Source organism: Pseudoxanthomonas sp. YR558, assembly GCF_900116385.1.
In the GTDB taxonomy this organism is placed as follows: Bacteria; Pseudomonadota; Gammaproteobacteria; order Xanthomonadales; family Xanthomonadaceae; genus Pseudoxanthomonas_A.
The window spans coordinates 1,124,323-1,149,951 of the sequence record NZ_FPCI01000001.1 but is presented as its reverse complement, the minus strand read 5'-3'; the positions used below and the strand labels follow the sequence as shown (position 1 = coordinate 1,149,951).

At 67.4% G+C, this 25,629-nt stretch carries 22 protein-coding genes and 1 pseudogene; 16 read left to right on the top strand and 7 right to left on the bottom strand.

The window, feature by feature from the left end; all coding sequences use genetic code 11:
• Window positions 1–2: 2 nt before the first annotated feature.
• Together prpC and BM365_RS05505 are read left to right on the top strand one after the other, a co-directional pair.
• Window positions 3–1,157, top strand: coding sequence for a bifunctional 2-methylcitrate synthase/citrate synthase (gene prpC, locus BM365_RS05510; RefSeq protein WP_093487326.1), 1,155 nt, complete (start codon window positions 3–5; stop codon window positions 1,155–1,157).
• A gap of 169 nt (window positions 1,158–1,326) precedes the next feature.
• Window positions 1,327–1,824 carry a hypothetical protein gene (locus BM365_RS05505; RefSeq protein WP_093487324.1) on the top strand — a complete coding sequence of 166 codons (498 nt, stop codon included), beginning with the start codon at window positions 1,327–1,329 and terminating at the stop codon, window positions 1,822–1,824.
• A gap of 16 nt (window positions 1,825–1,840) precedes the next feature.
• Here BM365_RS05505 and BM365_RS05500 read toward each other — a convergent pair whose 3' ends face one another.
• From BM365_RS05500 to BM365_RS05490, 3 genes are all read right to left on the bottom strand, one after another.
• Complete coding sequence (locus BM365_RS05500; protein WP_093487322.1) at window positions 1,841–2,452, bottom strand: glutathione S-transferase family protein; 612 nt, start codon at window positions 2,450–2,452, stop codon at window positions 1,841–1,843.
• A gap of 104 nt (window positions 2,453–2,556) precedes the next feature.
• Complete coding sequence (locus tag BM365_RS05495) at window positions 2,557–3,012, bottom strand: cell wall hydrolase (RefSeq protein ID WP_056878852.1); 456 nt, start codon at window positions 3,010–3,012, stop codon at window positions 2,557–2,559.
• A 345-nt stretch (window positions 3,013–3,357) separates the two neighbouring features.
• The gene (locus BM365_RS05490) at window positions 3,358–5,400 is read right to left on the bottom strand and encodes an NADPH-dependent 2,4-dienoyl-CoA reductase (RefSeq protein WP_093487320.1); all 2,043 of its coding nucleotides are present in this window, start codon (window positions 5,398–5,400) and stop codon (window positions 3,358–3,360) included.
• A 169-nt stretch (window positions 5,401–5,569) separates the two neighbouring features.
• Between BM365_RS05490 and BM365_RS05485 the strand changes: the two genes are divergently transcribed.
• From BM365_RS05485 to BM365_RS05475, 3 genes are read left to right on the top strand one after another with little or no spacing between them, the layout of a single operon-like run.
• Window positions 5,570–6,889 carry a hypothetical protein gene (locus BM365_RS05485; protein WP_093487318.1) on the top strand — a complete coding sequence of 440 codons (1,320 nt, stop codon included), beginning with the start codon at window positions 5,570–5,572 and terminating at the stop codon, window positions 6,887–6,889.
• A complete protein-coding gene (locus tag BM365_RS05480; protein WP_093487316.1) occupies window positions 6,886–7,593 on the top strand; it encodes a hypothetical protein in 708 nt (235 codons plus the stop codon). Before BM365_RS05485 ends, BM365_RS05480 begins: the two co-directional genes overlap by 4 nt.
• A complete protein-coding gene (locus BM365_RS05475) occupies window positions 7,586–10,393 on the top strand; it encodes an AAA family ATPase (RefSeq protein ID WP_093487314.1) in 2,808 nt (935 codons plus the stop codon). Before BM365_RS05480 ends, BM365_RS05475 begins: the two co-directional genes overlap by 8 nt.
• 22 nt (window positions 10,394–10,415) lie before the next feature.
• On the opposite strand, the gene BM365_RS05470 is transcribed toward BM365_RS05475, so the two are convergent.
• On the bottom strand, window positions 10,416–11,432 hold the full coding sequence (locus BM365_RS05470) for a zinc-binding alcohol dehydrogenase family protein (RefSeq protein WP_093487312.1): 1,017 nt from the start codon (window positions 11,430–11,432) through the stop codon (window positions 10,416–10,418).
• A gap of 81 nt (window positions 11,433–11,513) precedes the next feature.
• On the bottom strand, window positions 11,514–12,716 hold the full coding sequence (locus BM365_RS05465) for an MFS transporter (RefSeq protein ID WP_093487310.1): 1,203 nt from the start codon (window positions 12,714–12,716) through the stop codon (window positions 11,514–11,516).
• Window positions 12,717–12,813: 97 nt separating this feature from the next.
• Here BM365_RS05465 and BM365_RS05460 point away from each other — a divergent pair, with 97 nt between their 5' ends.
• Window positions 12,814–13,728 (top strand): LysR family transcriptional regulator, encoded by a 915-nt coding sequence (locus BM365_RS05460; RefSeq protein ID WP_093487308.1) that lies wholly within the window; start codon window positions 12,814–12,816, stop codon window positions 13,726–13,728.
• Window positions 13,729–13,734: 6 nt separating this feature from the next.
• On the opposite strand, the gene BM365_RS05455 is transcribed toward BM365_RS05460, so the two are convergent.
• Window positions 13,735–14,535, bottom strand: a complete 801-nt coding sequence (locus BM365_RS05455; protein WP_093487306.1) for a dioxygenase family protein — start codon at window positions 14,533–14,535, stop codon at window positions 13,735–13,737.
• Between the two features lie 312 nt (window positions 14,536–14,847).
• Between BM365_RS05455 and BM365_RS05450 the strand changes: the two genes are divergently transcribed.
• The 4 genes and pseudogenes from BM365_RS05450 to BM365_RS18305 form a co-directional block, all read left to right on the top strand.
• Window positions 14,848–15,948 (top strand): OmpA family protein, encoded by a 1,101-nt coding sequence (locus BM365_RS05450; RefSeq protein ID WP_093487304.1) that lies wholly within the window; start codon window positions 14,848–14,850, stop codon window positions 15,946–15,948.
• Between the two features lie 189 nt (window positions 15,949–16,137).
• The gene (locus tag BM365_RS05445) at window positions 16,138–16,641 is read left to right on the top strand and encodes a hypothetical protein (protein WP_093487302.1); all 504 of its coding nucleotides are present in this window, start codon (window positions 16,138–16,140) and stop codon (window positions 16,639–16,641) included.
• 124 nt (window positions 16,642–16,765) lie between these two features.
• Window positions 16,766–17,476, top strand: a complete 711-nt coding sequence (locus BM365_RS05440; protein ID WP_233210851.1) for a pseudouridine synthase — start codon at window positions 16,766–16,768, stop codon at window positions 17,474–17,476.
• A gap of 228 nt (window positions 17,477–17,704) precedes the next feature.
• Window positions 17,705–17,909, top strand: a pseudogene (locus BM365_RS18305) (hypothetical protein); the annotation flags it as partial.
• Here the strand turns inward: BM365_RS18305 and kbl are convergent.
• Window positions 17,869–19,068 (bottom strand): glycine C-acetyltransferase, encoded by a 1,200-nt coding sequence (gene kbl, locus BM365_RS05430; protein ID WP_093487296.1) that lies wholly within the window; start codon window positions 19,066–19,068, stop codon window positions 17,869–17,871. The pseudogene BM365_RS18305 and the gene kbl sit on opposite strands and share 41 nt — an antisense overlap.
• A 173-nt stretch (window positions 19,069–19,241) precedes the next feature.
• On the opposite strand from kbl, the gene BM365_RS05425 reads away from it, so the two are divergent.
• The 6 genes from BM365_RS05425 to BM365_RS05400 all read left to right on the top strand — a co-directional run bounded on the left by BM365_RS05425 (window position 19,242) and on the right by BM365_RS05400 (window position 25,571).
• Window positions 19,242–20,699, top strand: a complete 1,458-nt coding sequence (locus tag BM365_RS05425) for an OprO/OprP family phosphate-selective porin (RefSeq protein WP_093487294.1) — start codon at window positions 19,242–19,244, stop codon at window positions 20,697–20,699.
• Between the two features lie 17 nt (window positions 20,700–20,716).
• On the top strand, window positions 20,717–21,736 hold the full coding sequence (locus tag BM365_RS05420; protein WP_093487292.1) for a sulfate ABC transporter substrate-binding protein: 1,020 nt from the start codon (window positions 20,717–20,719) through the stop codon (window positions 21,734–21,736).
• Window positions 21,737–21,738: 2 nt separating this feature from the next.
• The gene (gene cysT / locus BM365_RS05415) at window positions 21,739–22,602 is read left to right on the top strand and encodes a sulfate ABC transporter permease subunit CysT (RefSeq protein WP_093487290.1); all 864 of its coding nucleotides are present in this window, start codon (window positions 21,739–21,741) and stop codon (window positions 22,600–22,602) included.
• 1 nt (window position 22,603) lies between these two features.
• Entirely contained in the window at window positions 22,604–23,566 is a 963-nt protein-coding gene (gene cysW, locus BM365_RS05410; RefSeq protein WP_093487288.1) for a sulfate ABC transporter permease subunit CysW, read from the top strand.
• Window positions 23,567–23,575: 9 nt separating this feature from the next.
• Window positions 23,576–24,634: a sulfate/molybdate ABC transporter ATP-binding protein gene (locus tag BM365_RS05405; protein ID WP_093487286.1), complete on the top strand. Its 1,059-nt coding sequence runs from the start codon at window positions 23,576–23,578 to the stop codon at window positions 24,632–24,634.
• A 193-nt stretch (window positions 24,635–24,827) separates the two neighbouring features.
• Entirely contained in the window at window positions 24,828–25,571 is a 744-nt protein-coding gene (locus tag BM365_RS05400) for a TorF family putative porin (protein ID WP_093487284.1), read from the top strand.
• Window positions 25,572–25,629 lie beyond the last annotated feature (58 nt).

Genomic DNA, 25,629 nt, shown 5'->3' with positions numbered 1-25,629 from the left:
CCATGAGCGAAACCACACCCGTACCCGGCTTCAAGCCGAAGAAATCCGTCGCCCTGTCCGGCACCGCCGCCGGCAACACTGCGCTGTGCACCGTCGGCCGTAGCGGCAACGACCTGCATTACCGCGGTTACGACATCCTCGATATCGCGACGACCAGCGAGTTCGAGGAAGTCGCCTACCTGCTGGTGCACGGCAAGCTGCCCAATCGCGCCGAGCTGGCCGCCTACAAGGCCAAGCTGAAGTCGCTGCGCGGCATCCCGGCCGCGGTGAAGGCCGCGCTGGAAGAGCTGCCGCCATCCGCGCACCCGATGGACGTGATGCGTACCGGCGTGTCGATCCTCGGCTGCGTATCGCCGGAGAAGGACGACCATAACCATCCCGGCGCGCGCGACATCGCCGACAAGCTGATGGCTTCGCTGGGGTCGATGCTGCTGTACTGGTACCACTGGAGCCACAACGGTCGCGCGATCGACGTGGAGACCGACGACGACTCCATCGGTGGCCACTTCCTGCACCTGCTGCACGGCGAGAAGCCGCGCGAGTCCTGGGTGCGCGCGATGCACACCTCGCTGATCCTGTACGCCGAGCACGAGTTCAACGCCTCCACCTTCACCTGCCGCGTCATCGCCGGCACCGGCAGCGACATGCATTCGGCCATCGCCGGCGGCATCGGTGCGCTGCGCGGCCCGAAGCACGGCGGCGCGAATGAAGTGGCCTTCGAAGTGCAGAAGCGCTATGAGACGCCCGACGAAGCGGAAGCCGACATCAAGGCGCGCGTGGAGCGCAAGGAAGTCGTGATCGGCTTCGGCCATCCGGTGTACACCACCGGCGACCCGCGCAACGACGTCATCAAGAACGTGGCGAAGGATCTTTCCGCCGAGCAGTCGAGCATGAAGATGTACGACATCGCCGAGCGCCTGGAATCGGTGATGTGGGACATCAAGAAGATGTTCCCGAACCTCGACTGGTTCAGCGCGGTCAGCTACCACATGATGGGCGTGCCGACGGCGATGTTCACCCCGCTGTTCGTGATCGCCCGCACCAGCGGCTGGAGCGCGCACGTGATCGAGCAGCGCATCGACGGCAAGATCATCCGCCCGAGCGCGAACTACACCGGCCCGGAAGATCTGGCCTTCGTGCCGATCGACCAGCGCTGACGCCAGCGCCGCCGTCCCGCGGGGCCGTTTCGACGAAGGTCGGGCGGCCCCGTGTCGTTTGTGTGACCCGCGTGGCAGCCGCACATGGACGCGCCGGGGTACTACTGGCGGACAGGGGAACGTCGTAGCCGCGGGAGGGTCCCGCCGCGCGTCGTGGGGGGGGGATGCCATGCAGACCAGATGGTGCAAGACCGAGGCCGGGCGCAACGAGATCCAGCAACGCACGCGCAAGCTGCCGGCGGGGCTGCGTTCGATCCTGCTGCTGGTCGATGGCCAGCGCAGCGACGACGAGCTGCAGGCGATGATGAGCGGCCTGCATGCGCCCGACGATGCGCTCGGCCAACTGGCGACGGACGGACTGATCGAACGCCGCTCCGGCGCCGCCTCGATGCTGGCTGCCGTGGCCGCAACGAAATCGAACGACGGCATACCCGCGGTGGTGATGACCTCCGCCGAACGTTACAACCTGCTGTATGCGCGCATCACCGACGACATCCGTTCGCACATCGGCCTGAAGGGCTACTTCCTGCAGCTCAAGGTCGAGCGTTGCGCGAACGCCGATGATCTGGAAGCGCTGCTTCCCGATGTCGCCACCGCGATGACGAAGGCGCGCGACCATACCTTCGCCACGCGGTGGCTGGAGGACGTGCGCGCGTCGTTGGGCTGACGCGCGCCACGCAGGATCAGGCCAGGCCTTCGGCGTTCAACGCGGCCTGCACGCCGCCATCGGCCTCCATGCGCTGCTTGAACGTGGCGACATTCTGCAAGCCCGACAGATCCACGCCCGTGCGGTCGGCCCAGCGCAGCGTGATGTAGAAATAGGGATCAGCGAAGCTGCGGAAGCCGGCCAGCCAATCGCGGCCCTGCAACTGCCTGTCCGCCTGCTCGAACAACCCGCGCAGGCGCTTGCGCGCCGCGTCCTTCACCGCATCGAACTGCGTGTCGTCGCCGATGAAGCGGGCCGGTCCGAACAGCGGATGGAACGCCGGGTGCACGTCGGAGTTCACGAAGGACAACCACTTCGCCGCCAGCGCGCGCTGCTGCGGCGAACCGTCGCCCGCTAGGTGCGCCTGCGGATACGTGTCGGCGATGTAGCCCATGATCGCGGCGTTCTGGGTCAGCACGAAATCGCCATCGACGATCGCCGGCACCGCGCCGGTGGGATTGATCGCCAGGTACGCCGGCTCCTTCATCTCGGCGGCCGTCATCACCTGTACGTCGAACGGCTGGCCCGTCCACTGCAGTGCGATGTGGTCGGCGGTCGAGCACGCGCCGGGCTTGGTGTAGAGCTTCATGGTGTCCCCTGGCAAAAAGAAAGGCCCGCGATTATCGCGGGCCTCGAATGTTTCCAGCGTGATGCGCGGTGCAACGGATCGTCGCGCCACGACGGCTTGCTGTCTTACGAGCGCGGCTTGAGCTTCTGCACGCGCAGGAACGTGTGGTCGCCGATCGTCGCCACGTGATAGGCATTGCGCCAGCTCGGGCTGGCGATCTGGTGCGCCATGAAGTGGCTGGCACCGGGCACGATCTCCTTGCGCTGGCCGGGCGGCAGGGCCCAGTTGCGTTCGGCGTTCAGGGCGACGCTGACCGACTTGGCCCAGGCATCCGCGTTCTTGAGGCGGGTGTTGGGGCCGACGATGGTCGGGGCGAACTGCTTGCGGGCGGTCACCACGGAGCAGACGGAGTCGCCCCACAGGCCGCTGTCGCGGCGGCGCAGGGCCACTTCGGCGACGGCCTGCTGGCCGCGGAGGGTCTGGTCGCGGGCTTCCAGGTAAACGGTGGTGCTGAGGCAAAGCGAATCGGCGGCCGGCTGCGGCAACATCTGCGACAGCCATAGGATCCAGGCCAGTTTCATGGGAACTCCTTGCTCCGTCTTTCCCGCGCCCCTGCCTCTCCCGTTACGCAGGGAAGGACATCGATGGGACGCGGCAGGGCGTTATGGGGAGGCAGCCGTCACACGGGCTGCCCGGGGGACCGGCAAGGCCGGATCAAGAAGGGATCCGAGCGCCGGGCTCAGCCCGCCTGAACTGGGCGGCGGGCCGGAAAGTGGGCGCAAGGTAGGGGGGGGCGGCCCAACTTGGCCTGAACGGGCCGGCTTGACTCGGCCCCCTCGGGTCTGGCTGGAAATTGTGAGGTGCGTCGCAGGCCGAGGGAGCGGAAACCGGGTTTCCGACCCTGCTCCCGGCGCTTCTCGACGCGATTAGAGGCGTGCCGCCAGCCGGCTGCCCTGGTCGATGGCGCGCTTGGCGTCCAGTTCGGCGGCGACGTCGGCGCCGCCGATCAGGTGCGGTGTCCGACCGGCGGCCACCAGGGCGGCCTGCAGCTCGCGTCGCGGCTCCTGGCCGGCGCAGACCACCACGTGGTCGACCGGAAGCAGCTGTTCGGTGGCGTCCACCTTGATGCGCAGGCCGGCGTCGTCCACGCCCACGTATTCCACGCCGCCCAGCATCTTCACCTGCTTGGCCTTCAGCGTGGCCCGGTGGACCCAGCCGCTGGTCTTGCCCAGGCGGGCGCCCGGCTTGCCCGGGCTGCGCTGCAGCAGCCAGACCTCGCGCGCCGGGGGCTCCGGCCGCGGGCGCGCCAGGCTGCCGCGGGCCTCGAAGGTCGGGTCCACGCCCCATTCGGCCATCCAGCGGGCCGGGTCCAGCGAGGGCGAATGACCTTCGTGGGTCAGGTATTCGGCGACATCGAAGCCGATGCCGCCGGCGCCGATCAGCGCGGCACGCGCGCCCACCTTCACCCGGCCTGACAGCACGTCCACGTAGCTGACGACCTTGGCGTGGTCGACGCCCGGGAAGGCGACCCGGCGCGGGGTGATACCCGTCGCCAGCACGACCTCGTCGAAGCCGGCCAGGTCGGCCACCGTCGCCACCGTCGACAGTTTCACCTCTACACGGGTCTCTTCCAGCCGGTGGCGGAAGTAGCGCAGCGTTTCGTGGAACTCCTCCTTGCCCGGGATCCGTTTGGCGTAGTTGAACTGCCCGCCGATCTCGTCGGCCGCGTCGAACAGGGTGACGCGGTGGCCGCGCTCGGCGGCGACCGTCGCGCAGGCCAGTCCGGCAGGGCCGGCGCCGACCACCGCGATGGTCTTCGGCGCGAACGTCTTCTTATAGGTGAGGTCGGTCTCGTGGCAGGCGCGCGGATTGACCAGGCAGCTGGCGAGCTTGTTCTCGAACACGTGATCCAGGCAGGCCTGATTGCAGGCGATGCAGGTGTTGATGGCCTGCGGCGTGCCGGCGCGCGCCTTGGCCGTCCACTGCGGGTCGGCCAGCAGCGGGCGCGCTAGCGACACCATGTCGGCCTTGCCGGCGGCGAGGATGCCTTCGGCGACCTCGGGCATGTTGATCCGGTTGGTCGCCACCAGCGGCACGCGCACGTGCGGCTTGAGCTTGGCGGTCACGTCCACGAACGCCGCGCGCGGGACCGAGGTGACGATCGTGGGCACGCGCGCTTCGTGCCAACCGATGCCGGAGTTGATGATCGTCGCGCCGGCGGCTTCCACGGCCTTGGCCTGCTGGACGATCTCGTCCCACTGGTTGCCGTCTTCGACCAGGTCCAGCAGCGACAGCCGGTAGATGATGATGAAGTCCGGGCCCACCGCCTCGCGCACGCGCCGCACGATCTCCACCGCGAAACGCATGCGCTTCTCCGGGGTTCCGCCCCAGGCGTCGTCGCGCTTGTTGGTGCGCGGCGCGGTGAATTCGTTGATGAAATAGCCCTCCGAACCCATGATCTCGACGCCGTCGTAGCCGGCGTCGCGCGCCAGCTTCGCCGCATTGGCATACGCGCTGATCTGGCGTTCGATTCCGCGGGCCGACAGCGCGCGCGGAGTAAATGGATTGATCGGGGCCTTGAGCTTCGACGGCGCGACGGTCAGTGGGTGGTAGCCGTAGCGGCCGGCGTGGAGCAACTGGGCGCAGATCTTCGCCCCATGCTCGTGGACCGCCTTGGTCACGAACTTGTGCGGGCGCGCCTCCCAGGGCCATGACAGCTTGCCGCCGAACGGCTTCAGCCAGCCCACCAGGTTGGGGGAGAAGCCACCGGTGACGATCAGGCCCACGCCGCCCGCCGCGCGCTCGGCGAAATACGCCGCCAGGCGCGGGAAATCCTTCGCCCGGTCCTCCAGGCCCGTGTGCATCGAGCCCATCAGCACCCGGTTGCGGACCGTGGTGAACCCCAGGTCCAGCGGGGTGAACAGGTGGGGGTAGGGCGTGGAGTCGTTGGCGGTGGCGGTCGACGTCATGCGGGCGATGGATACGCGTGCGTATGGAAAGGGCGAACGATGCCGCGCCGGGGCGTCCGACGCAAGCGGCATCCGCGGCGCGAAGCAGGGCACAGACCCGGCCGGCTTGCAAGAGTTGTCCGGCGCCGGCGGCTCGGGGACCATGGGCCACCCAGGTTCCCGGCCCTTCATGGATATCGCCTCACCGCCCCTGCACGACTACCTGCGCGCCGGCATTGCCGCCGCGGACCTGCCGGACCTCCACCCCCTGCTCAACGCCCGCGACCTGCTGCGGGCCTTCTCGACGCTCTTCCACGGCGGCGAGGAGAGCGTCATGGTGCGCCTGCTGGTCCTGCGCACCATCGGCGAGCGCGGGCAGGCGCCTGACTGGTCGCCGCAGGAACTGCGCGACCAATTCGCCTACCTGGACCCGGTCAAGTTCGACACCGTGCTCGGCCGCTTGCGCGAGAACGGCCTGCTGCTGTGGGAGGCCGCCAGCCAGCGCTACCGCATCAGCCCGGTGGGCCGCCAGGCGCTGGCCTCGATCGGCCTGTTGCTGCAGTTCAACCGCGAAGGCGACGAGCTGGCCTATGTCACCGCGCAGCTCGCCGCGGGCCAGGCGATGGGGCGTGTCGGTGCCGACGATCTGCAACACCTGCTGTCGCGTCTCAATGAATTGCGCGAGGACTTCGACCAGGCCGTACTCAGCGGTTCCGAGCACCGCATCCAGCGCGCCGCCGATACCTTGCAGTCGGTCTGGCAGTGGGTGGAGAAGGGCACGGCGCTGATCCGCGATATCGCCGCCGACGGCGAGCTCGACACCGCCACCCACCGCGTCGCCCAGCAGATCGGTCGCGCGCAAAGCGCGTTGCTGCGGCAGGCATCGGTGTTCCAGCGTGCACTCAACCAGCTCGACCGCCACCGCGTACACCTCGGCGCCAGCGGCCTGTCGTCGTCCGATGTGAACCGCTACCTGCGCGCGCTCGATGTCGCCGCACTCGCGGACCTGGCGGACGATGTGCTCGCGCGGATGCCGCAACCGGCGTTCGCACTGGGACCGATCGCGCTGGACGTGGCCGAATACGAACTGGTCGAACGCGAGCGCGCGGCACAGGACGACGCCTCGTTGCCGCCGGCGCAGGCCGCGCCCGTGGACACCCAGGCGCCGGTCGTGCAGAACGACTACGGCCATGCCGAGCAGTGGTTCGACCAACTCGCCGCGCTCGACGCCGAAGCGCCGCTGTCGGACTGGGTGCCGCAGGACGGTTTCGCCGTCAGCGCATACCGGTTGTCGCTGCTGGGCCTGATCGGCGACGCCGGTGCGGAAAATCGCAACGGCGTGGCGGCATCGCTCGCGCAGCTACCGATGCAGTGGCATGTCGATGCCGAATTCGAATCCGTGCAGCGCGCCGGTGTGGCCTACATGAGCCGCGGCCGCCTGCTGCCGCAGGCACCCCAGGCGCAGGCCGAACCTGCGCCTTCCCGCAAGAAGAAAGCCCGTACCGCATGAATGACCCCATCGCTTCCCTGATCGCCCGGTTGCTGGCCGAGCGCTGGCTGCCGCGCGAGGACCGCGCCGTGCGCCAGGTGCTCGTCGACGCCGACCTGCGTGACGACCTGGACCGCCGCCTCGCCGCCGCCGGCCTGCGCCTGCTTGAACATCCTTACGCCGCGCATGTCGCGGTCGGCATCGCGCGCCAGCAGGAGAGCGAGGTGTTCGGCCACGGCGACGCGTGGGCGGCCAGCAACCTCTCGCTGGGGCGCGACGCCATCGCGTTGCTGGTGGTGCTGTGGGCCCTGCTGGTGCTGCCCAAGCGCCAGCGACAGATCGCGCGCCAGGAAGGCGAGCGCCAGCACGAACAGGAACAGATGTTCGCCGAACTGAAGCCGGTGCCGGTGGGTAGCGACATGGTCGAGCCGCTCAACGAACGCACGCTGCTGGCGGACTTCGCCGACCGCCTGGGCGGCAAGGGGCGCGTGCAGATGAGCCTGGGCACCTTGCAGCGGCACGGCTTCATCGTGCGGCGTCGCGAGCGGATCCAGGAAGGCCCGCTGCTCGACCTGGCGTTCGACTACGAGCGGATCGCCAGCCGCGTGATGGATGGCGCGCTCGCGCACGTGATCGAAGAAGCGCGCGCCTCGCAGGCGAACGCGCCCGAGATGCCGGTGGACGACAGCATGGACGAAGCGAACGAGGAGCAGGCCGATGTTTGAGTTCCGCAGCCTCGAAGTCGTCCACTGGGACTACTGGCAGCGCTACACGTTGCCGCTGGATGCCTCGATCATCACCGTCGTGGGCCCCAACGGCTCGGGCAAGACCACGTTGCTCGATGCGCTGCGCACGCTGCTGGCCATCGACGACCGCGACATGGCCCGCGACTACAAGACCTACCTGCGCCACAACGGCAAGCCGTACGCCTGGCTGCGCGCGGTGGTCAGCAATCCGGTCGACCGGCGAGGCAAGCGCGCGTTCTTCCCGCACATGGACGAGCAGGTGACCATCGCGTGCCGGATCCGCAAGCGCGGCGGCGATTGGTCGCGCGACTACCAGATCGTCGCCGGCGACGTGCCGGTGGAAACGCTCGACCAGGGCGGCGACTGGCTGGGCGTGCGCGACTACCGCGTGCGCCTGGCGGGCGCGGGCCTGAGCCGCGCGATCTGCCGCGTACTGACGCTGGAGCAGGGCGCCACCGACAAGCTGTGCCAGCTGTCGCCGCGCGAACTGCTGCAACTGGTGTTCGACGTGTTCGAAGACAAGGCGGTGCTGGACGACTACCAGCGCGCCCGCAACGAGCAGTTCGACGTCGAGAAGGAGATCACGCAGCTCCAGCAGGGCCTGGCCGAGCTGCATGTCAGGCTGGAGTCGTCGCGCGCCGATGTACGTTCGTTCGAGGATGGCCTGTCGTTGCGCTCGCAACGCAACCGGTTGCAGACCGAGATCGCACCGAAGGTGGAACTTGCGGACCAGCGCGCCACCATCGAAGGTGCGCGCCCGCGCCTGACCGGCCTGCGTCGCGCGCTGCGTGAGCGCCAGCGTGCGCATGCGAACCTGCTGGCGCAGGAAGTGGCTGCGCAGCTGCAACGCGACCGCGCTGGTACGGACTTGATCGATACACGTGCGCAGCTCAAGCAGGCGGAGGCTGCCTTCACGCAGGCGCGCGACCATGCACGCGACGCCGACTCGCTGGTGCGCCGTCACGACGAACTTGCGAAGCTGCAGGCCGAGCGCGGCGTTGCCGATGTGGATGTGCTGAGCCGGGAACTGGAAGACGGCCGCAGGCGCCAGGCCGAGCTGAAGCTCGAGGCTGAGCGCGATCGCCAGCGTACCGGCGAGATTACGGCGCAGGTTGCTGCTCTCAGCGGCGGCGGTCGCGTGGTGGAGTCGTTCGAGCGCGATTTCCGCGCTGCACTGGATCGCCAGAACATCGGCCATCGGGTGCTGACCGAACTGGTCGATGTCGTCGATCCTGACTGGGCGACAGCGGTGGAAGCCGTGCTCGCGCCGTATCGCCACCTGGTGCTGCTGGAGCACCCGAAGGATGCGCGTGAGGCCTGGCGCCTCGGCGAGCAACTGCAGTACCGTCATTTCGTCGTCGCCGACCGCGCGCCGGTGGAGAAAGCCACCAAGGGTTCGCTGCTGGAGGTGGTGCGGTTCTCCGACGATCCGCCCGCCTGGCTGCCGCGCCACCTCGATCGCATCCAGCGCGTGGCCGACGTGGAAGCGGGCCATCGGCTGCCGAAGGGCCAGGATTGGATCACGGCCAAGGGTTACCTGCGCGAACAGCGTGGCGGTCGCCACGTCGGCGGTGGCGCGCATCATTTCGGCGCGGGTGCCCGCCAGGCGAACCTGGTGTCGTTGCGCTCCGAGCAGGCGATGCTGCAGGACCGGGCGCAGCAGCGCGAAGACGCCTTGGCGACCTTGCGCAAGCAATTGGACGCCGCGCAGTCGCGCCTGCTGGGCCTGGACGCTGGCCAGGAGCTGGTGACGCGTGCGGCGGAGTTCGCCGACGCCTCGGAACGCCTCCCGGCGCTGGCGGACGCTGCGGCACGGGCCGCTGCGATGTTGGCCGACGCCCGCCAGCAGCTCGACGCGCTGGAGGCGCAGGACAAGGCCGAAGGCATCGCCGCAGCGAGTCGCGCCGGCGAGATCAGGGCGCTCTCGGGCGAGCTGCACGAGCGTGGCCAGCAGATTGGCCAGGAACGCCTGGCGCTCGCGCAGCGGATCGTCGACTTCCGCAAGCGCCGTGCGCAGATGCCCGTCGCGTGGCGCAGCGCAGCGGCACTACGTTCGGCGCGCGAGGAGTACGAAAGCGCCAGTGCGGTGCGGCGTGAACTCGAACGCATCGACGAGCGCATCGCGCGCGGCGGTTATGTCGAGGACGAGGGGTGCGTCGCGTTGCGCGACAAGTTCGCGGCCGACCACGCAGGACTGGAAGCCGCCATCGGCAAGCGTGAAACCCACTTGCATCGTGCGCGCCGCCTGACCGAAGAAGCACGCGGCGCCTACATCAACGTGCTGCGTGCCACCGTGCGTCGCTACAAGCGCAACCTGGCCTCGCTCGGCGAACTGGCCGGCATCGGCGTGGATGCGGAACTGCCCGAACTGGTGAACGAAGACACGGCGCTGGCGCAGGCCGGCCTGACGGTGCGCTTCGATTTCGATCGCAAGGGCTGGATCGGCCTGGACGACGGCGAAGCGTCGGGCGGCCAGCAGGTGATGAAGTCGCTGCTGTTGCTGGTCGCGCTGCTGCGCGACGAGGAGCAGCCGGGCGGCTTCGTCTTCATCGACGAACCGTTCGCGCACCTGGACGTGGCCAACATCGAGAAGGTAGGTCGCTTCCTGCGCTCGACCGATGCGCAGTACATCCTGACCACGCCGATCACGCACAACGTGAACGTGTTCGAGCCGTCCGACCTGGTGCTGGCGACCAGCAAGCGTCGCGCCGGCAGCACGTGGGCGGAGCCGGTGGCGGTGTTGAAGCGCGACCGCAGCGGAGATGCAGCGGCGGCCTGAGGCCGCCGCGTCTCGTCGGCGACTACCAGCCGGCGAGCACCAGTTTGCCGATCGTCGTGCCGGACTCCAGCCGGCGATGCGCTTCGCGCAGGTTTTCCGCATTGATCGGCGACAGCGTATCGGTCAGCGTGCCGCGCAACTGGCCGGCGTCGATCAGGTCGGCGACGCGGTCCAGCAGGGCGCCCTGTTCGCCCATGTCGGCGGTACGGAAGCGCGGACGGGCGAACATCATCTCCCAATGGATGCCGATGCTCTTGGCCTTGTAGGGGTCGCCGATGCGCAGTTCGCCCTTGGGTTCGACGATCAGTCCGACATGGCCGAGCGGCGCCAGCAGTTCGCCCAGCTCGGTCCAGTAGCGGTCGGTGTCGGCCAGGTTCAGTGCGGCGTCGATCGTGTCGAAGCCCAACGCCTTCAGCTGCGGGCCCAACGTTTCGCGGTGATTGATCACGTGGTCGGCGCCCAGCGCCTTGCACCAGTCGATAGTATCCTGGCGCGATGCCGTCGCGATGACGGTGAAGCCGGCGCGCTTCGCCAACTGGATCGCGATCGACCCCACGCCGCCGGCACCGGCGATGACGAGCAGCGACTTGCCTTCACCGCCACCGTCGATGGCGTACGGCATGCGGTCGAACAGCAGTTCCCACGCGGTGATCGTGGTCAGCGGCAGTGCGGCCGCCTGGGCGAAGTCGAGCGATGCGGGTTTGCGGCCGACGATGCGTTCGTCGACGAGTTGGAACTGCGCGTTGCTGCCGGGGCGCGTGATATCGCCGGCATAGTAGACCGCGTCGCCAGGCTTGAAGCGGGTCACGGCTTCGCCAACCGCTTCGACCACGCCCGCGGCGTCGTAGCCCAGCACCTTGGGTTGCGCTTCGATCTGCGGCTTGGGCGAGCGCACCTTGGTGTCGACCGGGTTCACCGACACGGCCTGCACGCGCACGAGGATGTCGTGGCCGGAGGCGGAGGGGGTATCGAGTTCGACGTCCAGCAGCGATTGCGGATCGTCGATGGGTAGGTAGCGGGTGAGTGCGATGGCTTTCATGGCGGTTCCTCGTGGGGAGTCGGGACACGTACCGCGATGATGCGGCGCGCGGAACAAAGAGGCGATGCGACGAAGGGAGGATCAGGCGCAATCGGCGGCGAGCGCGAAGCGCTGGCGGCGCTCCAGCGCGAGCGCCCACAACGCGACGGCGAATGCGGAGGCGGGGACCAGTGCGGCGACCCACGGCAATGCGGAAAGGCCAAGCCCTTGCGAGATCACCACGCCGCCCAGCCACGCGCCGAGCGCGTTGCCGAGGTTGAAGGCGCCGATGTTCAGACTGGACGCCAGGCTCTGCGCATCGCTGGCCTTCTGCAGCACCCACAGCTGCAGCGGCGACACCGTCGCGAACGCCGCAGCGCCCAACAGGCCGGTGAACAGGATCATCGCCCAGCGGCTGTGCAGGGCGAAGCTCATCACACCCATCACCAATGCGAGCGCCGCGAGCGTGCCGAGCAGCGCGGTGGCGAGACGGCGATCGGCGAAGCGCCCGCCCAGCAGGTTGCCGATGATCATGCCGACGCCGAACACGAGCAGGATCGGCGACACGGCCGCATCAGCGAAGCCGGTTACCTGCGTCAGCAGCGGCTGGATGTAGGTGTAGACGGTGAACATGCCGCCAAAGCCCAGGACCGTCATCAACAGGCCCAGCAGTACCTGCGGGCGGCCGACCACGCGCAGTTCGTCGCGGAACGACAGAGGCGCGGACGCGCTGCGATCGGCCGGCACCAGCGTGGCGATGATGACGGTGGCGAACACGCCGATGGCGGTTACGGCCCAGAAGGTGGCGCGCCAGCCGTATTCCAGGCCCAGCCAGGCGCCGGCCGGCACGCCGAGCAACGTGGCGACGGTGAGACCGGTGAACATGATGGAAATCGCCGAGGCCTTGCGGTCTTCACTGACCAGGCCGGTAGCGACCACCGCGCCTACACCGAAGAAGGTGCCGTGCGCCAACGAGGTGATCACGCGCGCGGCCATCAACAGTTCGTAGTTCGGCGCGAGCGCGCAGGCCAGGTTGCCGAGCGTGAACACGATCATCAGCGCGACCAGCACCGCCTTGCGCGGCATGCGGTTGGTGGCGGCCGTCAGCAGGGGCGCACCGACGAACACGCCCAGCGCGTAGCCGGAGATCAGCAGGCCCGCGGCGGCGATGGAGACCTGCAGGTCGGCGGCGACCTGCATCAGCAGGCCCATGATGACGAATTCGGTGGTGCCGATGCCGAAGGCGCCGGCGGTGAGCGCATATAGGCCCAGCGGAAGCCGGGAGGACGTGGGAGCGGAAGGCATGGTGGGAGCCCGGAAGGAACAAGGCGCGCAGCTTGCGCCTTCCCTTCCTGATGGGAAACGGTGAATATGTCGAATCACTATCAATGGAATACTGATAATGGATCGTATCGGTGACCTGGCCCTGTTCCTCCGCGTGCTCGATCTCGGGTCGATTACCGCGGCCGCCCACAGCCTGGACCTGTCCGTGGCGGTGGCCAGCCAGCGCCTGAAGCGGCTGGAGAAGGAGTTGGGGGTGCGGCTGCTGCACCGGACCACCCGCCGCCTGCACCCGACGCCGGAGGGCGCCGCGCTGGCCGAGCAGGGGCGGGTGCTGGTGGAGGAACTCGAAACGCTGGGCACCGGCCTGCGCGAGGCCGCGCGCGAAGTCGCCGGCACGCTGCGGGTCACGACCTCTGCTTCGTTCGGGCGCCAGTACGTCTCGCCGCTGTTGCCGGCGTTCCTCGCACGGCACCCGAAGCTGCGGCTCAGCATCCATCTCAGCGATAACGTGGTGGATCTGGTCAGCGAGGGCTTCGACCTCGCGATCCGCATCGGCGCACTCGACGACTCGCGCTTGGTGGCGCGACGGATAGCGCCCAACCGTCGCGTGCTTTGCGCCTCGCCCGATTACCTGCGCCGACGCGAGCGACCGCGCACGCCCGAAGACTTGGCCCGGCATGACTGCCTGCTGCTGTTCGGCAGCGGTGGCCGCCAGGACGTGTGGCGGCTGAGCACACCGACGGGGGGTGAGGTCGCCGTGCGCGTGCAGGGACGCTTCGAAAGTAACTTCGGTGAAGTCCTGCGCGATGCCTCGCTGGCGGGTGAGGGCATCGTCATCCATTCGTTGTGGCACGTCGCCGACGACCTGCGCGCCGGCCGGCTGGAGGTGGTGTTGCCGGACTACCCGCTGGCCACGACCGCGATCAGTGCGGTGATGCCACAGCGTCGCCTCGTACCGCCGCGCGTGCGGGCCTTCACCGACTTCCTGATCGAGCAGTTCGGTGACCACCCGCCATGGGAGCGCGATCTTTAGGGCGGGTCAGGCGGTGTCGAAGGCGAACGCATCCAGCGCCAGGCCGCCCATTTCCACGTCGCGATGGAGCAAGCGCCCCTTGGCGCCAATGCCACCGGCGCCTAGCGCTACATAAAGCGGGAAGAGGTGTTCGGTCGTCGGATGGTTGCGATGGGCCTCGGGCAGTGCCGTCCAGTCGAGCGCGCCCGCGACGTCTCCGGCCAGAAGCCGCTCGCGCAACGCATCGGTGAAGTGGGCGACCCAGTCGTAAGGCGCGGCATGCCCATGCTGCCAGTCGAGCGCACGCAGGTTGTGCGAGAACCCGCCGGAGCCGACCACCAGGACGCCCTGGCTACGCAGAGGCGCGAGCGCCAAGCCCATGCGGTGGTGCCATTCGGCCGTCTGCGCCGGATTCACCGACAGCGCGACGACCGGAATGTCGGCATCGGGATACATCCGCCGCAACGGCACCCAAACGCCATGGTCCAGCCCATGGTGGCCATCCACCTGTGCCTGAAAGCCTGCATCCCGCAAGTGCGCGGCGACCTCATCCGCAAGCGCCGGTGCACCTGCGGCCGGGTATCGGATCCGATACAGCGCCTCGGGGAAGCCGCCGAAATCGTGGATCGTGTCCGGCGCGGGCGTGGCGGTGACCGTGGGGCTTGCGTGGATGAAATGGGCTGACGCCACGACGATCGCCAGAGGGCGCGGCAGTCGTCCGCCGAGCTGGTCCAGGAAACGGCCGGTCGGAGAGTCCTCGACGGCCAGCATCGGCGAACCATGCGACAGGAAGAGACTGGGGAGACTGGGCGCGGTTGAGATGTCCATCGCAACAGCATCGTGGCTGGGGCGGTGATGACCAAGTCGCCCTGCTGCATCAATGTGTTGCTGCGGCAGCGCTTGAAGCTGTGTCGAGCCGACGGGCGGCGGTGGACGGCCCATCCAGGTGCCAGTTCTCGGGAAGAGTGTTAACCTTGCCCAACTTGTTATGGTACCGTTAACACAGTCTTCACGTACCCACGCATAATCTGTTCAGCAAGGCGACGGGAGTCTGTCGCCTCGAATAACAAAAAGAATCGCCGGAACCAACGAACAAAGTCTTTCGGTTTCTCTACAACTGAACTTTCCAAGGAGCTGCAAATGAACAAGAAGATTCTCTGCGCCGCGCTGCTGGGCGGCCTGAGCCTCGCAAACACCGCGATGGCGCAGGAATTCGATGATCGTTGGTACCTGACCGGTTCCGCTGGCTGGAACCAGCAGGATACCGATCGTCGTACCGAAGACACCCAGTTCCTGACCCTGGGCCTGGGCAAGTTCATCAGCCCGAACTGGTCGCTCGACGGTGAGCTGAACTACCAGAACCCGAACTTCAACTTCAACAGCGATTTGAACTGGAGCCAGTACGGCGTTTCGCTGGACCTGCGTCGCCACTTCATCCAGGACGGTCGCGGCTGGAACCCGTACATCGTGACGGGTCTGGGCATGCAGCGCTCGGAAGAAGAGTACGTGATCAACGCCCCGAACTCGCCGGCGCAGCGTCGTGACAACAACCTGGCCGCCAAGCTGGGCGTGGGCCTGCAGACCACCTTCGACAAGCGCATTGCCGTGCGTGCCGAAGTGGCCTACCGCGCCGACTTCGACGATCAGAGCTACACCGCCGAAGGCGGCATCCACCAGCAGGAAGAGAGCTGGTTCGGCGACGTGCTGGCTTCGGTCGGCGTCGTGATTCCGCTGGGCCCGAAGGCGGAAGCCGCCCCGGCCCCGGCCCCGGCTCCGACCACCACCTGTGCGGACCTGGATGACGACGGCGACGGCGTCAACAACTGCGACGACAAGTGCCCCGGTTCGCAGGCTGGCCAGACCATCGGTCCGGACGGCTGCCCGGTGCAGGTCTCGATCGACCTGAAGGGCGTGAACTTCGACTTCGACAAGTCGACGCTGCGTCCGGACGCGATCGCGATCCTGAGCGAAGCCGCCGAGATCCTGAAGCGCTACCCCGACCTGCGCGTCGAAGTGGCCGGCCACACCGACCTGTGCGGCAAGGACGCTTACAACCAGTCGCTGTCGCAGCGTCGTTCGCAGACCGTGTACGACTACCTGACCAGCAACGGCGTCGACGCCTCGCGTCTGGTGGGCCCGGTGGGTTACGGCGAGAGCCGTCCGCTGGAGCCGACCGCGCAGACCCTGCCGGGCTGCAAGAGCGAGCGTAACCGTCGTACGGAACTGAACGTCCAGAACTGATCGGACGCTCTTCCCGCAGTACCGAAGCCCGGCTTAGTGCCGGGCTTCTTTTTTCGGCGTCGTTCGCGCGGCTTGCGTGACCCAGCGCCGTCTTTTCGCATCGTCGCGCATGCTTCCGTGCATTTTCTTGCCATGCCCGGATGCGCTGCCTACACTCGCGGCACGTAGAAAAGACTCAGGAGTCGCCCGATGCGCCGTCATGTTCTCGCCAGTCTGCTGTGCATCGCTGTCGCCCCCGCCGCATACGCCGCCCCGGATTGCGCGAATGGCCTCGCACCGGCCCCGCTGAAGACGCCTGCCACGGTCATCGCGCCCGTCGCCCCGGAGTTCGCCGCCACCGCCACCCAGCTCGGCGCTCCCTCGGGTGTATTGGCATCGCATGCGTTCGATGAAGCCCAGTCGGTCGACCGTGTCCTGCTGCGCCTACGCATCGAAGGTTGCCGCAACGTCGCCAAGGCGCTGCCGGCGCCGACCGGCGCGCCAGCGGCGGCCGTCGCCAACAGTCCTGCGGCCTACCAGCCGAAGACTGCGCACGACAACACGCCGTGGCGCTTCGACATGAGCCAGAACGGCAAGCGCATGACGGCCGATGAATTCGATGCCTGGATGAAGTCGCGTGGCGTGCGCGTGGTCAAGGCGCCGGGTACGCCGGCAGCCGCGCCGGCGCCGGCCGAACCGGCCAAGAAAAACTGATCCCCACGGCCGGTCTCCCGGCCGTTTCTTCATGTCTCCACGCGATTCCGTGCCACGACCTCCTCGTGATCCGCGCGCGCGCGTTCATACGCGTGCGGAGCGCGCTCAGGGCGTCCGCCATGGACTGGCGCGCGTGTTATCCAAGCAGGGCGTGTGCTCGCGCAGCGACGCGGCGCGTTGGATCATGGAAGGGCGCGTTTCCGTAGATGGGCGCGTCGTCCGTGATCCCGAATTCCCCATCGTCGCTGGCCGTCACGTAGTGCGTGTGGATGGCCAGGCACCAGCTTCGACGCCGCGTCACTACCTGATGCTCAACAAGCCGCGCGGCCTGGTCACCACCGCCCGCGACGAACAGGGCCGCGACACGGTGTATCGCTGCTTCGAAGGCGCGGATTTGCCGTGGCTCGCGCCCGTGGGGCGACTGGACAAGGCGAGCGAAGGGTTGCTGCTGTTTACCAACGATCCGGAGTGGGCGGCGCGCATCACCGATCCTGCGCATGGCCCGGACAAGACCTACCACGTACAGGTCGATTGCGTGCCTGACCCCGCCTTGTTCGAGGCTCTGCAGGCCGGCGCGCACGTCGAAGGTGAGCGTCTTTCCGCGCGCCATGCGCGGCTGCTACGGGCGGGCGAGCGCAACGCGTGGCTGGAGATCGTGCTCGACGAAGGCCGCAACCGGCAGATACGCCGGCTCCTTGAAGCATTCGACATCGGCGTGCTGCGGCTGGTGCGGGTGGCTATCGGTCCGCTGGCGCTGGGGACGCTAGCGAAAGGCGCATGGCGTCCCCTGGATGCCGGTGAGCGTGATGCGCTCGCGCCGACGGGCGGACGCTGATTGCGCGACCACCGTCCGGGTTCCGCGCGTAGCGCCTGCCTACACTCGCTCTCGCCTGACCAATGGGGAAAAGACATGTTGAACCTAACCGCGCGCCTGTCGGCGCGCTGCGCCCTGCTGCTTGCCATCGGCGTGCTGGCGGGGTGCGCCAGCCACACGCCGCGCAGCGCCAGTAAGGGGGCATCCAAGGAGGACGTGGTGACCGTCGCACCGGGGCCGCACGGCCATCGCTTCGACATGCAGCAGAACGGCCGCAGCATGACGGCCGAAGAGTTCGACGCCTGGATGAAGGCGCGCGGCATCCGCGTGGCGAAGGGCGCGCCGGCCAAGCCGAAGAGCTCGACCGCCTCGACCAAGCGCGCCCGCTGAGCGTGGTGGGAACGTGGTGCCGGTTACGCCGGCACCACGCCCAGTTCGCGGCCGATGCGGATGAACGCGTCGATGGCGCGATCCAGGTGCTCGCGCGTGTGCGCCGCGCTCATCTGCGTGCGGATGCGCGCCTGGCCCTTCGGGACGACCGGGAAGAAAAAGCCGATCGCGTAGATCCCTTCTTCCAGCAGCCTTGCAGCGAAACGCTGCGCGAGCGGCGCGTCGTACAGCATCACCGGACTGATCGGGTGCACGCCAGGCTTGATGTCGAAGCCGGCGGCCGTCATGCGCTCGCGGAAGTAGGCGGTGTTCTCGCGCAACTGCTCACGCAGCTCTCCGGCCGAGGACAGCATCTCGAACGCCTTGATACCGGCCGAGACGACGTGCGGCGGCAGTGAATTGGAGAACAGATAGGGACGCGAGCGCTGGCGCAACAGCTCGATCACCTCTTTGCGCGCCGTGGTGAAGCCGCCCAGCGCGCCGCCCATCGCTTTGCCCAGGGTGCCGGTGAAGATGTCGATACGGTCCATTACCCCTTTCACTTCCGCCGAGCCGCGACCCGTCGCGCCGAGGAAACCGGTGGCGTGGCATTCGTCGATATGGACCAGCGCGCCGTATTTCTTCGCGAGCGCCGTGATCTCGTCCAGTGGTGCGATGAAGCCGTCCATCGAAAACACGCCGTCGGTGGTGATCAGCTTGGTCTTGCAACCAGCCGCGTCGGCGGCCTGCAACTGCGCCTCGAGGTCCGCCATGTCGCAGTTGGCGTAGCGGAAGCGCTTGGCCTTGCACAGGCGCACGCCGTCGATGATCGAAGCGTGGTTCAGTGCGTCGGAGATGATCGCGTCGTCCTCGCCCAGCAGCGGCTCGAACAACCCGCCGTTGGCATCGAAGCAGGCGGCGTAGAGGATGGTGTCCTCGGTGCCGAAGAAGTCGGCGATCGTCTTCTCCAACTGCTTGTGCAGGTCCTGTGTGCCGCAGATGAACCGCACCGACGCCATGCCGAACCCGTGCGTGTCCAGCGCATCCTTCGCGGCCTGGATGATGTCGGGGTGATCGGCCAGGCCCAGGTAGTTGTTGGCGCAGAAATTCAGCACCGTGCGCCCGTCTTCCAGGGTGATCTCGGCGGACTGCGGTCCGGTGATGATGCGTTCGGCCTTGAACAGGCCCTGGGCGCGGATGTCGTCCAGGGTGGCGGCGTAGTGGGCGGTCAGCGGGTTGGACATAGGGCGGGTGCGGAATGGGCAGGCCGACATTCTACCCGCGCCTCCTGATCGCCCCAGCCACGTCATGCGGTTACGGCATAAGCGGACGGCCTTTCGTCATTTCCCTGCCGGCATGTGCACACGCAGCATCGCGTTTCCGGCCATTCGCGGCCTTCACGCGGGGAAAAGCGGTCATGCGGACACACTCGGGCTCAGGCAAGCATGCAGGCAAGGGCAGCACCCTCCTGGCCGCGCTGGCCTGTTGCCTCGCCTTGCCCGTGTCCGCACAGAGCCAGCCCACCGTGGAACAACTGCTGCAACGCCTGGAAGCTCTGGAGCGCCGCGTGGGCGAAGCACCGCCTGCGGTTGCGGACGAGCAGGGTGAGGGTGCGCCTTCCACGCTGGGCGATCTGGACCAGCGCCTGCGGGTGCTGGAGCGCCGGCTGGAGCTGCAGCAGGAGGAAGCGGCCACCAAGGCGAAGGAGGCTCCCGTGGTCGCCGTCAACGACAAGGGCGCCTCGCTGAAGTCGGCCAACGGCGACTACGAGATCAAGATCCGTGGCCTGCTGCAGGGCGATGGACGCTTCTTCAGCAGTGGCGTGCCGTCGGGCACCTACGACACCTTCCTGCTGCGCACGGCGCGACCGACCATCGAAGGCACGCTGGGCAAGTGGATCGGCTTCCGCTTCACCCCGGAATTCGCCGGCGACAGCGCGAGCATCGTCGATGCGTATGCCGACCTGAAGTTCTCGCCGGCGGCCAGCGTGCGTCTGGGCAAGTTCACTTCGCCGGTCGGCCTCGAGCGACTGCAGTCGTCGTCGGCGCTGTCCGACATCGAGCGCGCGCTGCCCAGCGAACTCGCGCCGAACCGCGACATCGGCGTGCAGCTGCAGGGCGAACTGGCGGGTAGCAAGGTCAGCTACGCGATCGGCGTGTTCAACGGCACGGTCGATGGCCGCGATGCGGTGACGACCAACCCCGATGATGAATTCGAGTATGCCGGGCGACTGTTCTTCGAACCTTTCAAAGACGGCGCCGGCTTCTGGTCGGGGCTGGGCTTCGGTATCGGTGGCAGCGTCGGCGACACGGTGGGTACCGGCAACAACATTCTGCCGCGCTATCGCACGCCGGGGCAGGTGCAGTTCTTCAACTATCGCAGCGCCGTCGCCGCGGACGGACGCCGGACGCGCTGGTCGCCGCAGGGCTACTTCTACCGCAACCGCTTCGGCCTGCTGGCCGAGTACATCGCCTCCAAGCAGGAACTGCAGGTCGGCGCGACGGCGGCCGAACTGGAGAACACGGCCTGGCAAGCCACGGCCAGCTATGTGCTCACCGGCGAGGACGCGAGCTATCGCGGCGTGGTGAAGCCGTCGCATCCCTTCAGTCCCGGCAAGGGCGGGTGGGGTGCCTGGGAGTTGGTCGGCCGCTACGGCGTTCTGGAAATCGATGATCGCGCGTTCCCGGTGTTCGCCGATCCCGCCGTGTCGGCGCGCCAAGCGAAGTCCTGGACGCTGGGCGTCAACTGGTACCTCACCAGCAACCTGAAGCTGGTCCTCAACTATCTCGACACGCAGTTCGAAGGCGGAGCCGCCGCTGGCGCCGACCGTGAGGACGAGAAGGCCGTGTTCTCGCGACTGCAGGTCGCATTCTGATGCCCGGAGATGACGCCATGACGCATTCCTTCCTCCGCCGCCACGCCCGCAGCGCACTGCTGGCATTCGGCCTCACGCTCGCGGTCGCCGCCAGTGCCAAGGACGTCGAGCTGCTCAACGTTTCCTACGATCCCACGCGCGAGTTCTACCGCGAGTTCAACACCGCCTTCGCCGCCGAGTGGCAGAAGACCAAACAGCAGAAGGTCAGCATCGAGACCTCGCACGGCGGTTCGGGCAAGCAGGCGCGTTCGGTGATCGATGGCCTGGAGGCCGACGTGGTCACGCTCGCATTGGCGTACGACGTGGATTCCATTTCGCAACGCGCCAAGCTGTTTCCCGCGAACTGGCAGTCGCGCCTGCCCGAGAACAGCGCGCCGTATACCTCGACCATCGTGTTCCTGGTACGCAAGGGCAATCCGAAGAAGATCCGCGACTGGCACGACCTGCTGAAGCCCGGCGTATCGGTGATCACGCCCAACCCGAAGACATCCGGTGGCGCGCGCTGGAACTACCTCGCCGCGTGGGCTTACGGGCTGAAGATCTTCAAGGGCGACGAGGCCAAGACGCGCAACTTCGTGCGCGCGCTGTTCCGCAATGTGCCCGTACTCGACACCGGCGCGCGCGGCGCCACCACCACGTTCGTGCAGCGTGGGATCGGCGATGTGCTGCTGGCCTGGGAGAACGAAGCCTTCCTGTCGATCGAAGAGCTGGGGCCCGACAAGTTCGACATCGTCGTGCCTTCGCTCTCGATCCTGGCCGAGCCGCCGGTGGCGTTGGTGGACCGCAACGTGGACAAGCACGGCACGCGCGACGTCGCGCAAGCCTACCTGAAGTACCTGTATTCGCCGACCGGCCAGCGGCTCGCGGCCAAGCACTACTACCGCCCACGCTATCCGCAGTACGCGGCGCCGGAAGACGTGGCGCGCTTCCCGAAGCTTGAACTGGTCACCATCGACGGCGTGTTCGGTTCCTGGGCTAAGGCACAGGCCACGCATTTCGCCGACGGCGGCGTGTTCGACCAGATCCAGGCGAAATAGGCGTGGCGGTAGTGGCGCCCGCATTGCCGGGAAGGACGCGCACGCGACGCGTCATTCCCGGCTTCGGCCTCAGCCTCGGCTACACGTTGTTGTGGCTGGGGCTGATCGTGTTGATTCCGCTGGTAGGCGTGTTCGCCAAGGCGAGCGGCCTGGGACTGGCGGGACTGTGGGCGGTCTGGACCGAGCCGCGTGTGTTGGCCGCATTGCGCATCAGCTTCGGCACGGCGCTCGCGGCGGCTGCGTTCAACGCGGTGATGGGCACGCTGGTCGCGTGGGTGTTCGTGCGCTACCGGTTCCCGGGCAAGCGCCTGTTCGACGCCATGATCGATCTGCCGTTCGCACTGCCGACAGCCGTCGCTGGCATCGCGCTGACCGCGCTCTATGGCCCGACGGGCTGGATCGGCCAATGGCTGGAGGCCGCGGGCGTCAAGGTGGCCTACACGCCGCTGGGCATCACGGTGGCGCTGATCTTCATCGGGTTGCCGTTCGTGGTGCGCGTGGTGCAACCCGTGTTGGCGGAGGTGGAGCTGGAGCTGGAGGAGGCTGCCGCGACGCTCGGCGCCAGCCGCTGGCAGACCGTGCGGCGCGTGGTGCTGCCGACGTTGTGGCCGGCAGTGCTGGCGGGATTCGCGCTCGCGTTCGCGCGTGGCGTGGGCGAGTACGGTTCGGTCATCTTCATCGCCGGCAACCTGCCGGGCGTGTCCGAGATCGCACCGCTGCTGATCACGATCAAGCTGGAGGAATTCGACTATGAAGGCGCCACCGCCATCGCGGCGGCGATGCTGCTGCTGTCCTTCGCGCTTCTGCTGGTGATCAATACGTTGCAGGCGCGCCTGCAGCGTACCGGCAAGCGGGCGGGGGGCTAACATGGGCGACACCATCTCGGCCGTCATCGCCTTGCCGCCGGAGTCCGTATCCGTGGAGCCTCGTGCCACCGCTTCGCCGCGCCCACGCAGCGCGACCAGCGAACCCATCTGGGTGCAGGTGCTGCTCGTGCTCGGCGCGCTGGGTTTCCTGCTGTCGTTCCTCGTGCTGCCGCTGATTCTGGTCTTCGTGGAGGCGCTGCGCGGCGGTGCCGCGGCGTTCCTCGCCGCCGTGAGCGAAGCCGACGCCCTGGCGGCCGTGAAGTTGACGCTGCTGGTGACCTCGATCGTGGTGCCGCTCAACCTCGTATTCGGTGTGGCGGCGGCGTGGGCCGTCAGCAAGCATGAGTTCCGCGGCAAGCGATGGCTGGTGACGCTGATCGATCTGCCGTTCGCGGTATCGCCCGTGGTGGCCGGCCTGATCTATGTCTTGATCTTCGGCGCGCAAGGCTGGGCATATGCGCTGGTCGACGAAGGCTGGCGCCTGTCGCTGCCGCTGCTGGGCGAGCTGCACGTTCAGTTGCCGAAGATCATCTTCGCGTTGCCCGGCATCGTACTGGCGACGATCTTCGTTACGTTCCCTTTCATCGCGCGCGAGTTGATGCCGCTGATGGAGCAGCAAGGCACCGACGAAGAGCTCGCCGCGCTCAGCCTGGGCGCCACCGGCTGGCAGACGTTCTGGCGGGTCACCTTGCCGAACATCCGCTGGGCGCTGCTGTACGGCGTGCTGCTGTGCAGTGCGCGTGCGCTCGGCGAATTCGGTGCGGTCTCCGTGGTGTCGGGCCATATCCGCGGCCGCACCAACACGCTGCCGCTGCACGTGGAGATCCTCTACAACGAGTACGCCTACAGCGCGGCGTTCGCGGCAGCGTCATTGCTCGCGCTCACCGCGTTGCTGACGCTGGCACTGAAGACCTGGCTCGAATGGCGTCACGGCGAAGCCCTGGCCGCCAACCACCGGCATTGAGACGACGACATGAGCATCAAGATCGAGCACCTGCAGAAGACGTTCGGCAACTTCACGGCGTTGGATGACGTTTCCCTCGATATCCGTCAGGGCGAGTTGTTGGCCTTGCTCGGCCCTTCCGGCTCTGGAAAGACCACGCTGCTGCGCGTAATCGCGGGGCTCGAGCAAGCCGACAGTGGTCGCGTGCTGTTCGATGGCGAGGATGCTGCCACGCTCAGCGTGCAGGCGCGGCGTGCGGGCTTCGTCTTCCAGCATTACGCGCTGTTCCGCCACCTGACGGTGGAAGAGAACATCGGCTTCGGTCTGCGCGTGCGTCGCGGCAAGGCCCGCGTCGCCGAAGCCGCCGTGCGTGCGCGCGTCGCTGAACTGTTGTCCCTGGTGCAGCTCGATGGCCTCGACGGCCGCTACCCGGCGCAGTTGTCGGGCGGACAGCGCCAGCGCGTCGCACTGGCCCGTGCGCTCGCCATCGAGCCGCGCGTGCTGCTGCTGGACGAACCTTTCGGCGCGCTCGATGCGCAGGTACGTCGCGATCTGCGCCGTTGGCTACGCGAGTTGCACGACCGCACCGGGCTCACCACCGTCTTCGTGACCCACGACCAGGAGGAAGCCCTGGAACTGGCCGACCGTGTCGCCATCCTCAATCGTGGACGGATCGAGCAACTGGGGAGCCCGGCGGACGCCTACGATGCGCCTGCATCGCCCTTCGTCTATTCCTTCGTCGGTGCCGTGAACCGCCTGCCCGCGCGCTGGGAGTCCGGAGAGCTGCATGCAGCGGGGTTGCCGCTGACGGCGAAGGGTGCGCGCGGGCAGGGCGACGCGGAGGTTTTCGTGCGGCCGGAAGACCTCCGCCTGGTCGATGACGGTGCGGGCTGGCCGGCGACCATCGTCGGGGTCCAGCGCAACGGGCCGAGATTGCGGATCCGCGCGCGCTTGGACGCTGGCGACCAGATGGAGATCGAGCTGCCGTCGGACTTTCACGGTCCGGCCACCCACACGGGACAGGCGATCCACTTGGCACCAAAACGGTACGGATGGTTTCCCCGCGATGGTGCAAAGGCACCAGCGTGATGCAGCGTAAACCACTGAATTAATTAGAAAAGAAACCAATTCTCCGCTCGTCTGGCGGGCACTTGACGTGAGTGATTGTTGCGGCGCACTATCAAGGCGCAGTTAAAAAATAGTGAAGTCGTGATGACGGTTGTACGACGTTCCACGGCCCGCTTGCCCAACGCACGATCCACATCGCCACAGGAGAACCCGGATGAAGCCCGTCAAGCTCTGCACCGCCCTCGCCACCGCCCTGCTGTTGGCGTTGCCGATGTCCGCCTTCGCCCAGGACGCAGAGGAAGAAGAATCCCCGTTCAGCGCAACCTTCACCGCGACGTCGGACTACGTGTTCCGTGGCGTGTCCCAGACGGACAACAAGCCCGCCTTCCAGGTCGGCGCGACGTACTCCGCTCCGTTTGGTCTGTATGCCGGTGCCTGGGCGTCGAACGTCGATTTCGGCCGGGGTGGCCCTGACATCGAAGTGGATTATTTCGTCGGCTGGAACAAGGATCTCAACGATTCCTGGAACATCGACCTGGGCGTGAACCGTTACACGTACGAACGCGCTTCCAGCGACTATGGCGACATCGACTACAACGAGTACCTCGCGAAGGTGACCTGGAGCGGCCCGGTTACGGTCGGCGGCATCCTGGCTTACGCGGATGACTACAGCAACACCGGCGCCGAGGAAATCTATGCCGGCGTTTCCGCCAGCTACGACATCGGCGACAGCGGCTTCTCGGTGGGTGCGAGCACCGGTTACACCGCGATCGATGCGGGTAGCGAAGGCCGCGCCGACTACTACGACGGCTCCATCACCGTGTCCAAGGCATTCGGCCCGGCGACCGCGACCCTGGGGTACTACGACACGTTCGGTTCGGATGCGTCCGAGCTGCGCAGCGCGTCGGACATCTACAAGCCGGGCCTGGTGTTCACGATCGGCATCGCCGTTCCCTGAGTTTTTCGGGACGCATGAAAAAGGGCGCCTTCTGGCGCCCTTTTTCTTTGTTCCGGTG

Bases quoted from the DNA above. Each gene is read 5' to 3' on its own strand.
- BM365_RS05465 (WP_093487310.1), bottom strand. From the start codon at position 12,716: ATGCCTTCCGCTCCCACGTCCTCCCGGCTTCCGCTGGGCCTATATGCG.
- kbl (WP_093487296.1), bottom strand. From the start codon at position 19,068: ATGTCCAACCCGCTGACCGCCCACTACGCCGCCACCCTGGACGACATC.
- BM365_RS05445 (WP_093487302.1), top strand. From the start codon at position 16,138: ATGCGCCGTCATGTTCTCGCCAGTCTGCTGTGCATCGCTGTCGCCCCC.
- BM365_RS05455 (WP_093487306.1), bottom strand. From the start codon at position 14,535: ATGGACATCTCAACCGCGCCCAGTCTCCCCAGTCTCTTCCTGTCGCAT.
- prpC (WP_093487326.1), top strand. From the start codon at position 3: ATGAGCGAAACCACACCCGTACCCGGCTTCAAGCCGAAGAAATCCGTC.
- BM365_RS05425 (WP_093487294.1), top strand. From the start codon at position 19,242: ATGCGGACACACTCGGGCTCAGGCAAGCATGCAGGCAAGGGCAGCACC.
- BM365_RS05400 (WP_093487284.1), top strand. From the start codon at position 24,828: ATGAAGCCCGTCAAGCTCTGCACCGCCCTCGCCACCGCCCTGCTGTTG.
- BM365_RS05500 (WP_093487322.1), bottom strand. From the start codon at position 2,452: ATGAAGCTCTACACCAAGCCCGGCGCGTGCTCGACCGCCGACCACATC.
- BM365_RS05490 (WP_093487320.1), bottom strand. From the start codon at position 5,400: ATGACGTCGACCGCCACCGCCAACGACTCCACGCCCTACCCCCACCTG.
- BM365_RS05460 (WP_093487308.1), top strand. From the start codon at position 12,814: ATGGATCGTATCGGTGACCTGGCCCTGTTCCTCCGCGTGCTCGATCTC.
- BM365_RS05505 (WP_093487324.1), top strand. From the start codon at position 1,327: ATGCAGACCAGATGGTGCAAGACCGAGGCCGGGCGCAACGAGATCCAG.
- BM365_RS05405 (WP_093487286.1), top strand. From the start codon at position 23,576: ATGAGCATCAAGATCGAGCACCTGCAGAAGACGTTCGGCAACTTCACG.
- BM365_RS05450 (WP_093487304.1), top strand. From the start codon at position 14,848: ATGAACAAGAAGATTCTCTGCGCCGCGCTGCTGGGCGGCCTGAGCCTC.
- BM365_RS05470 (WP_093487312.1), bottom strand. From the start codon at position 11,432: ATGAAAGCCATCGCACTCACCCGCTACCTACCCATCGACGATCCGCAA.
- cysW (WP_093487288.1), top strand. From the start codon at position 22,604: ATGGGCGACACCATCTCGGCCGTCATCGCCTTGCCGCCGGAGTCCGTA.
- BM365_RS05475 (WP_093487314.1), top strand. From the start codon at position 7,586: ATGTTTGAGTTCCGCAGCCTCGAAGTCGTCCACTGGGACTACTGGCAG.
- BM365_RS05420 (WP_093487292.1), top strand. From the start codon at position 20,717: ATGACGCATTCCTTCCTCCGCCGCCACGCCCGCAGCGCACTGCTGGCA.
- BM365_RS05480 (WP_093487316.1), top strand. From the start codon at position 6,886: ATGAATGACCCCATCGCTTCCCTGATCGCCCGGTTGCTGGCCGAGCGC.
- BM365_RS05485 (WP_093487318.1), top strand. From the start codon at position 5,570: ATGGATATCGCCTCACCGCCCCTGCACGACTACCTGCGCGCCGGCATT.
- BM365_RS05495 (WP_056878852.1), bottom strand. From the start codon at position 3,012: ATGAAACTGGCCTGGATCCTATGGCTGTCGCAGATGTTGCCGCAGCCG.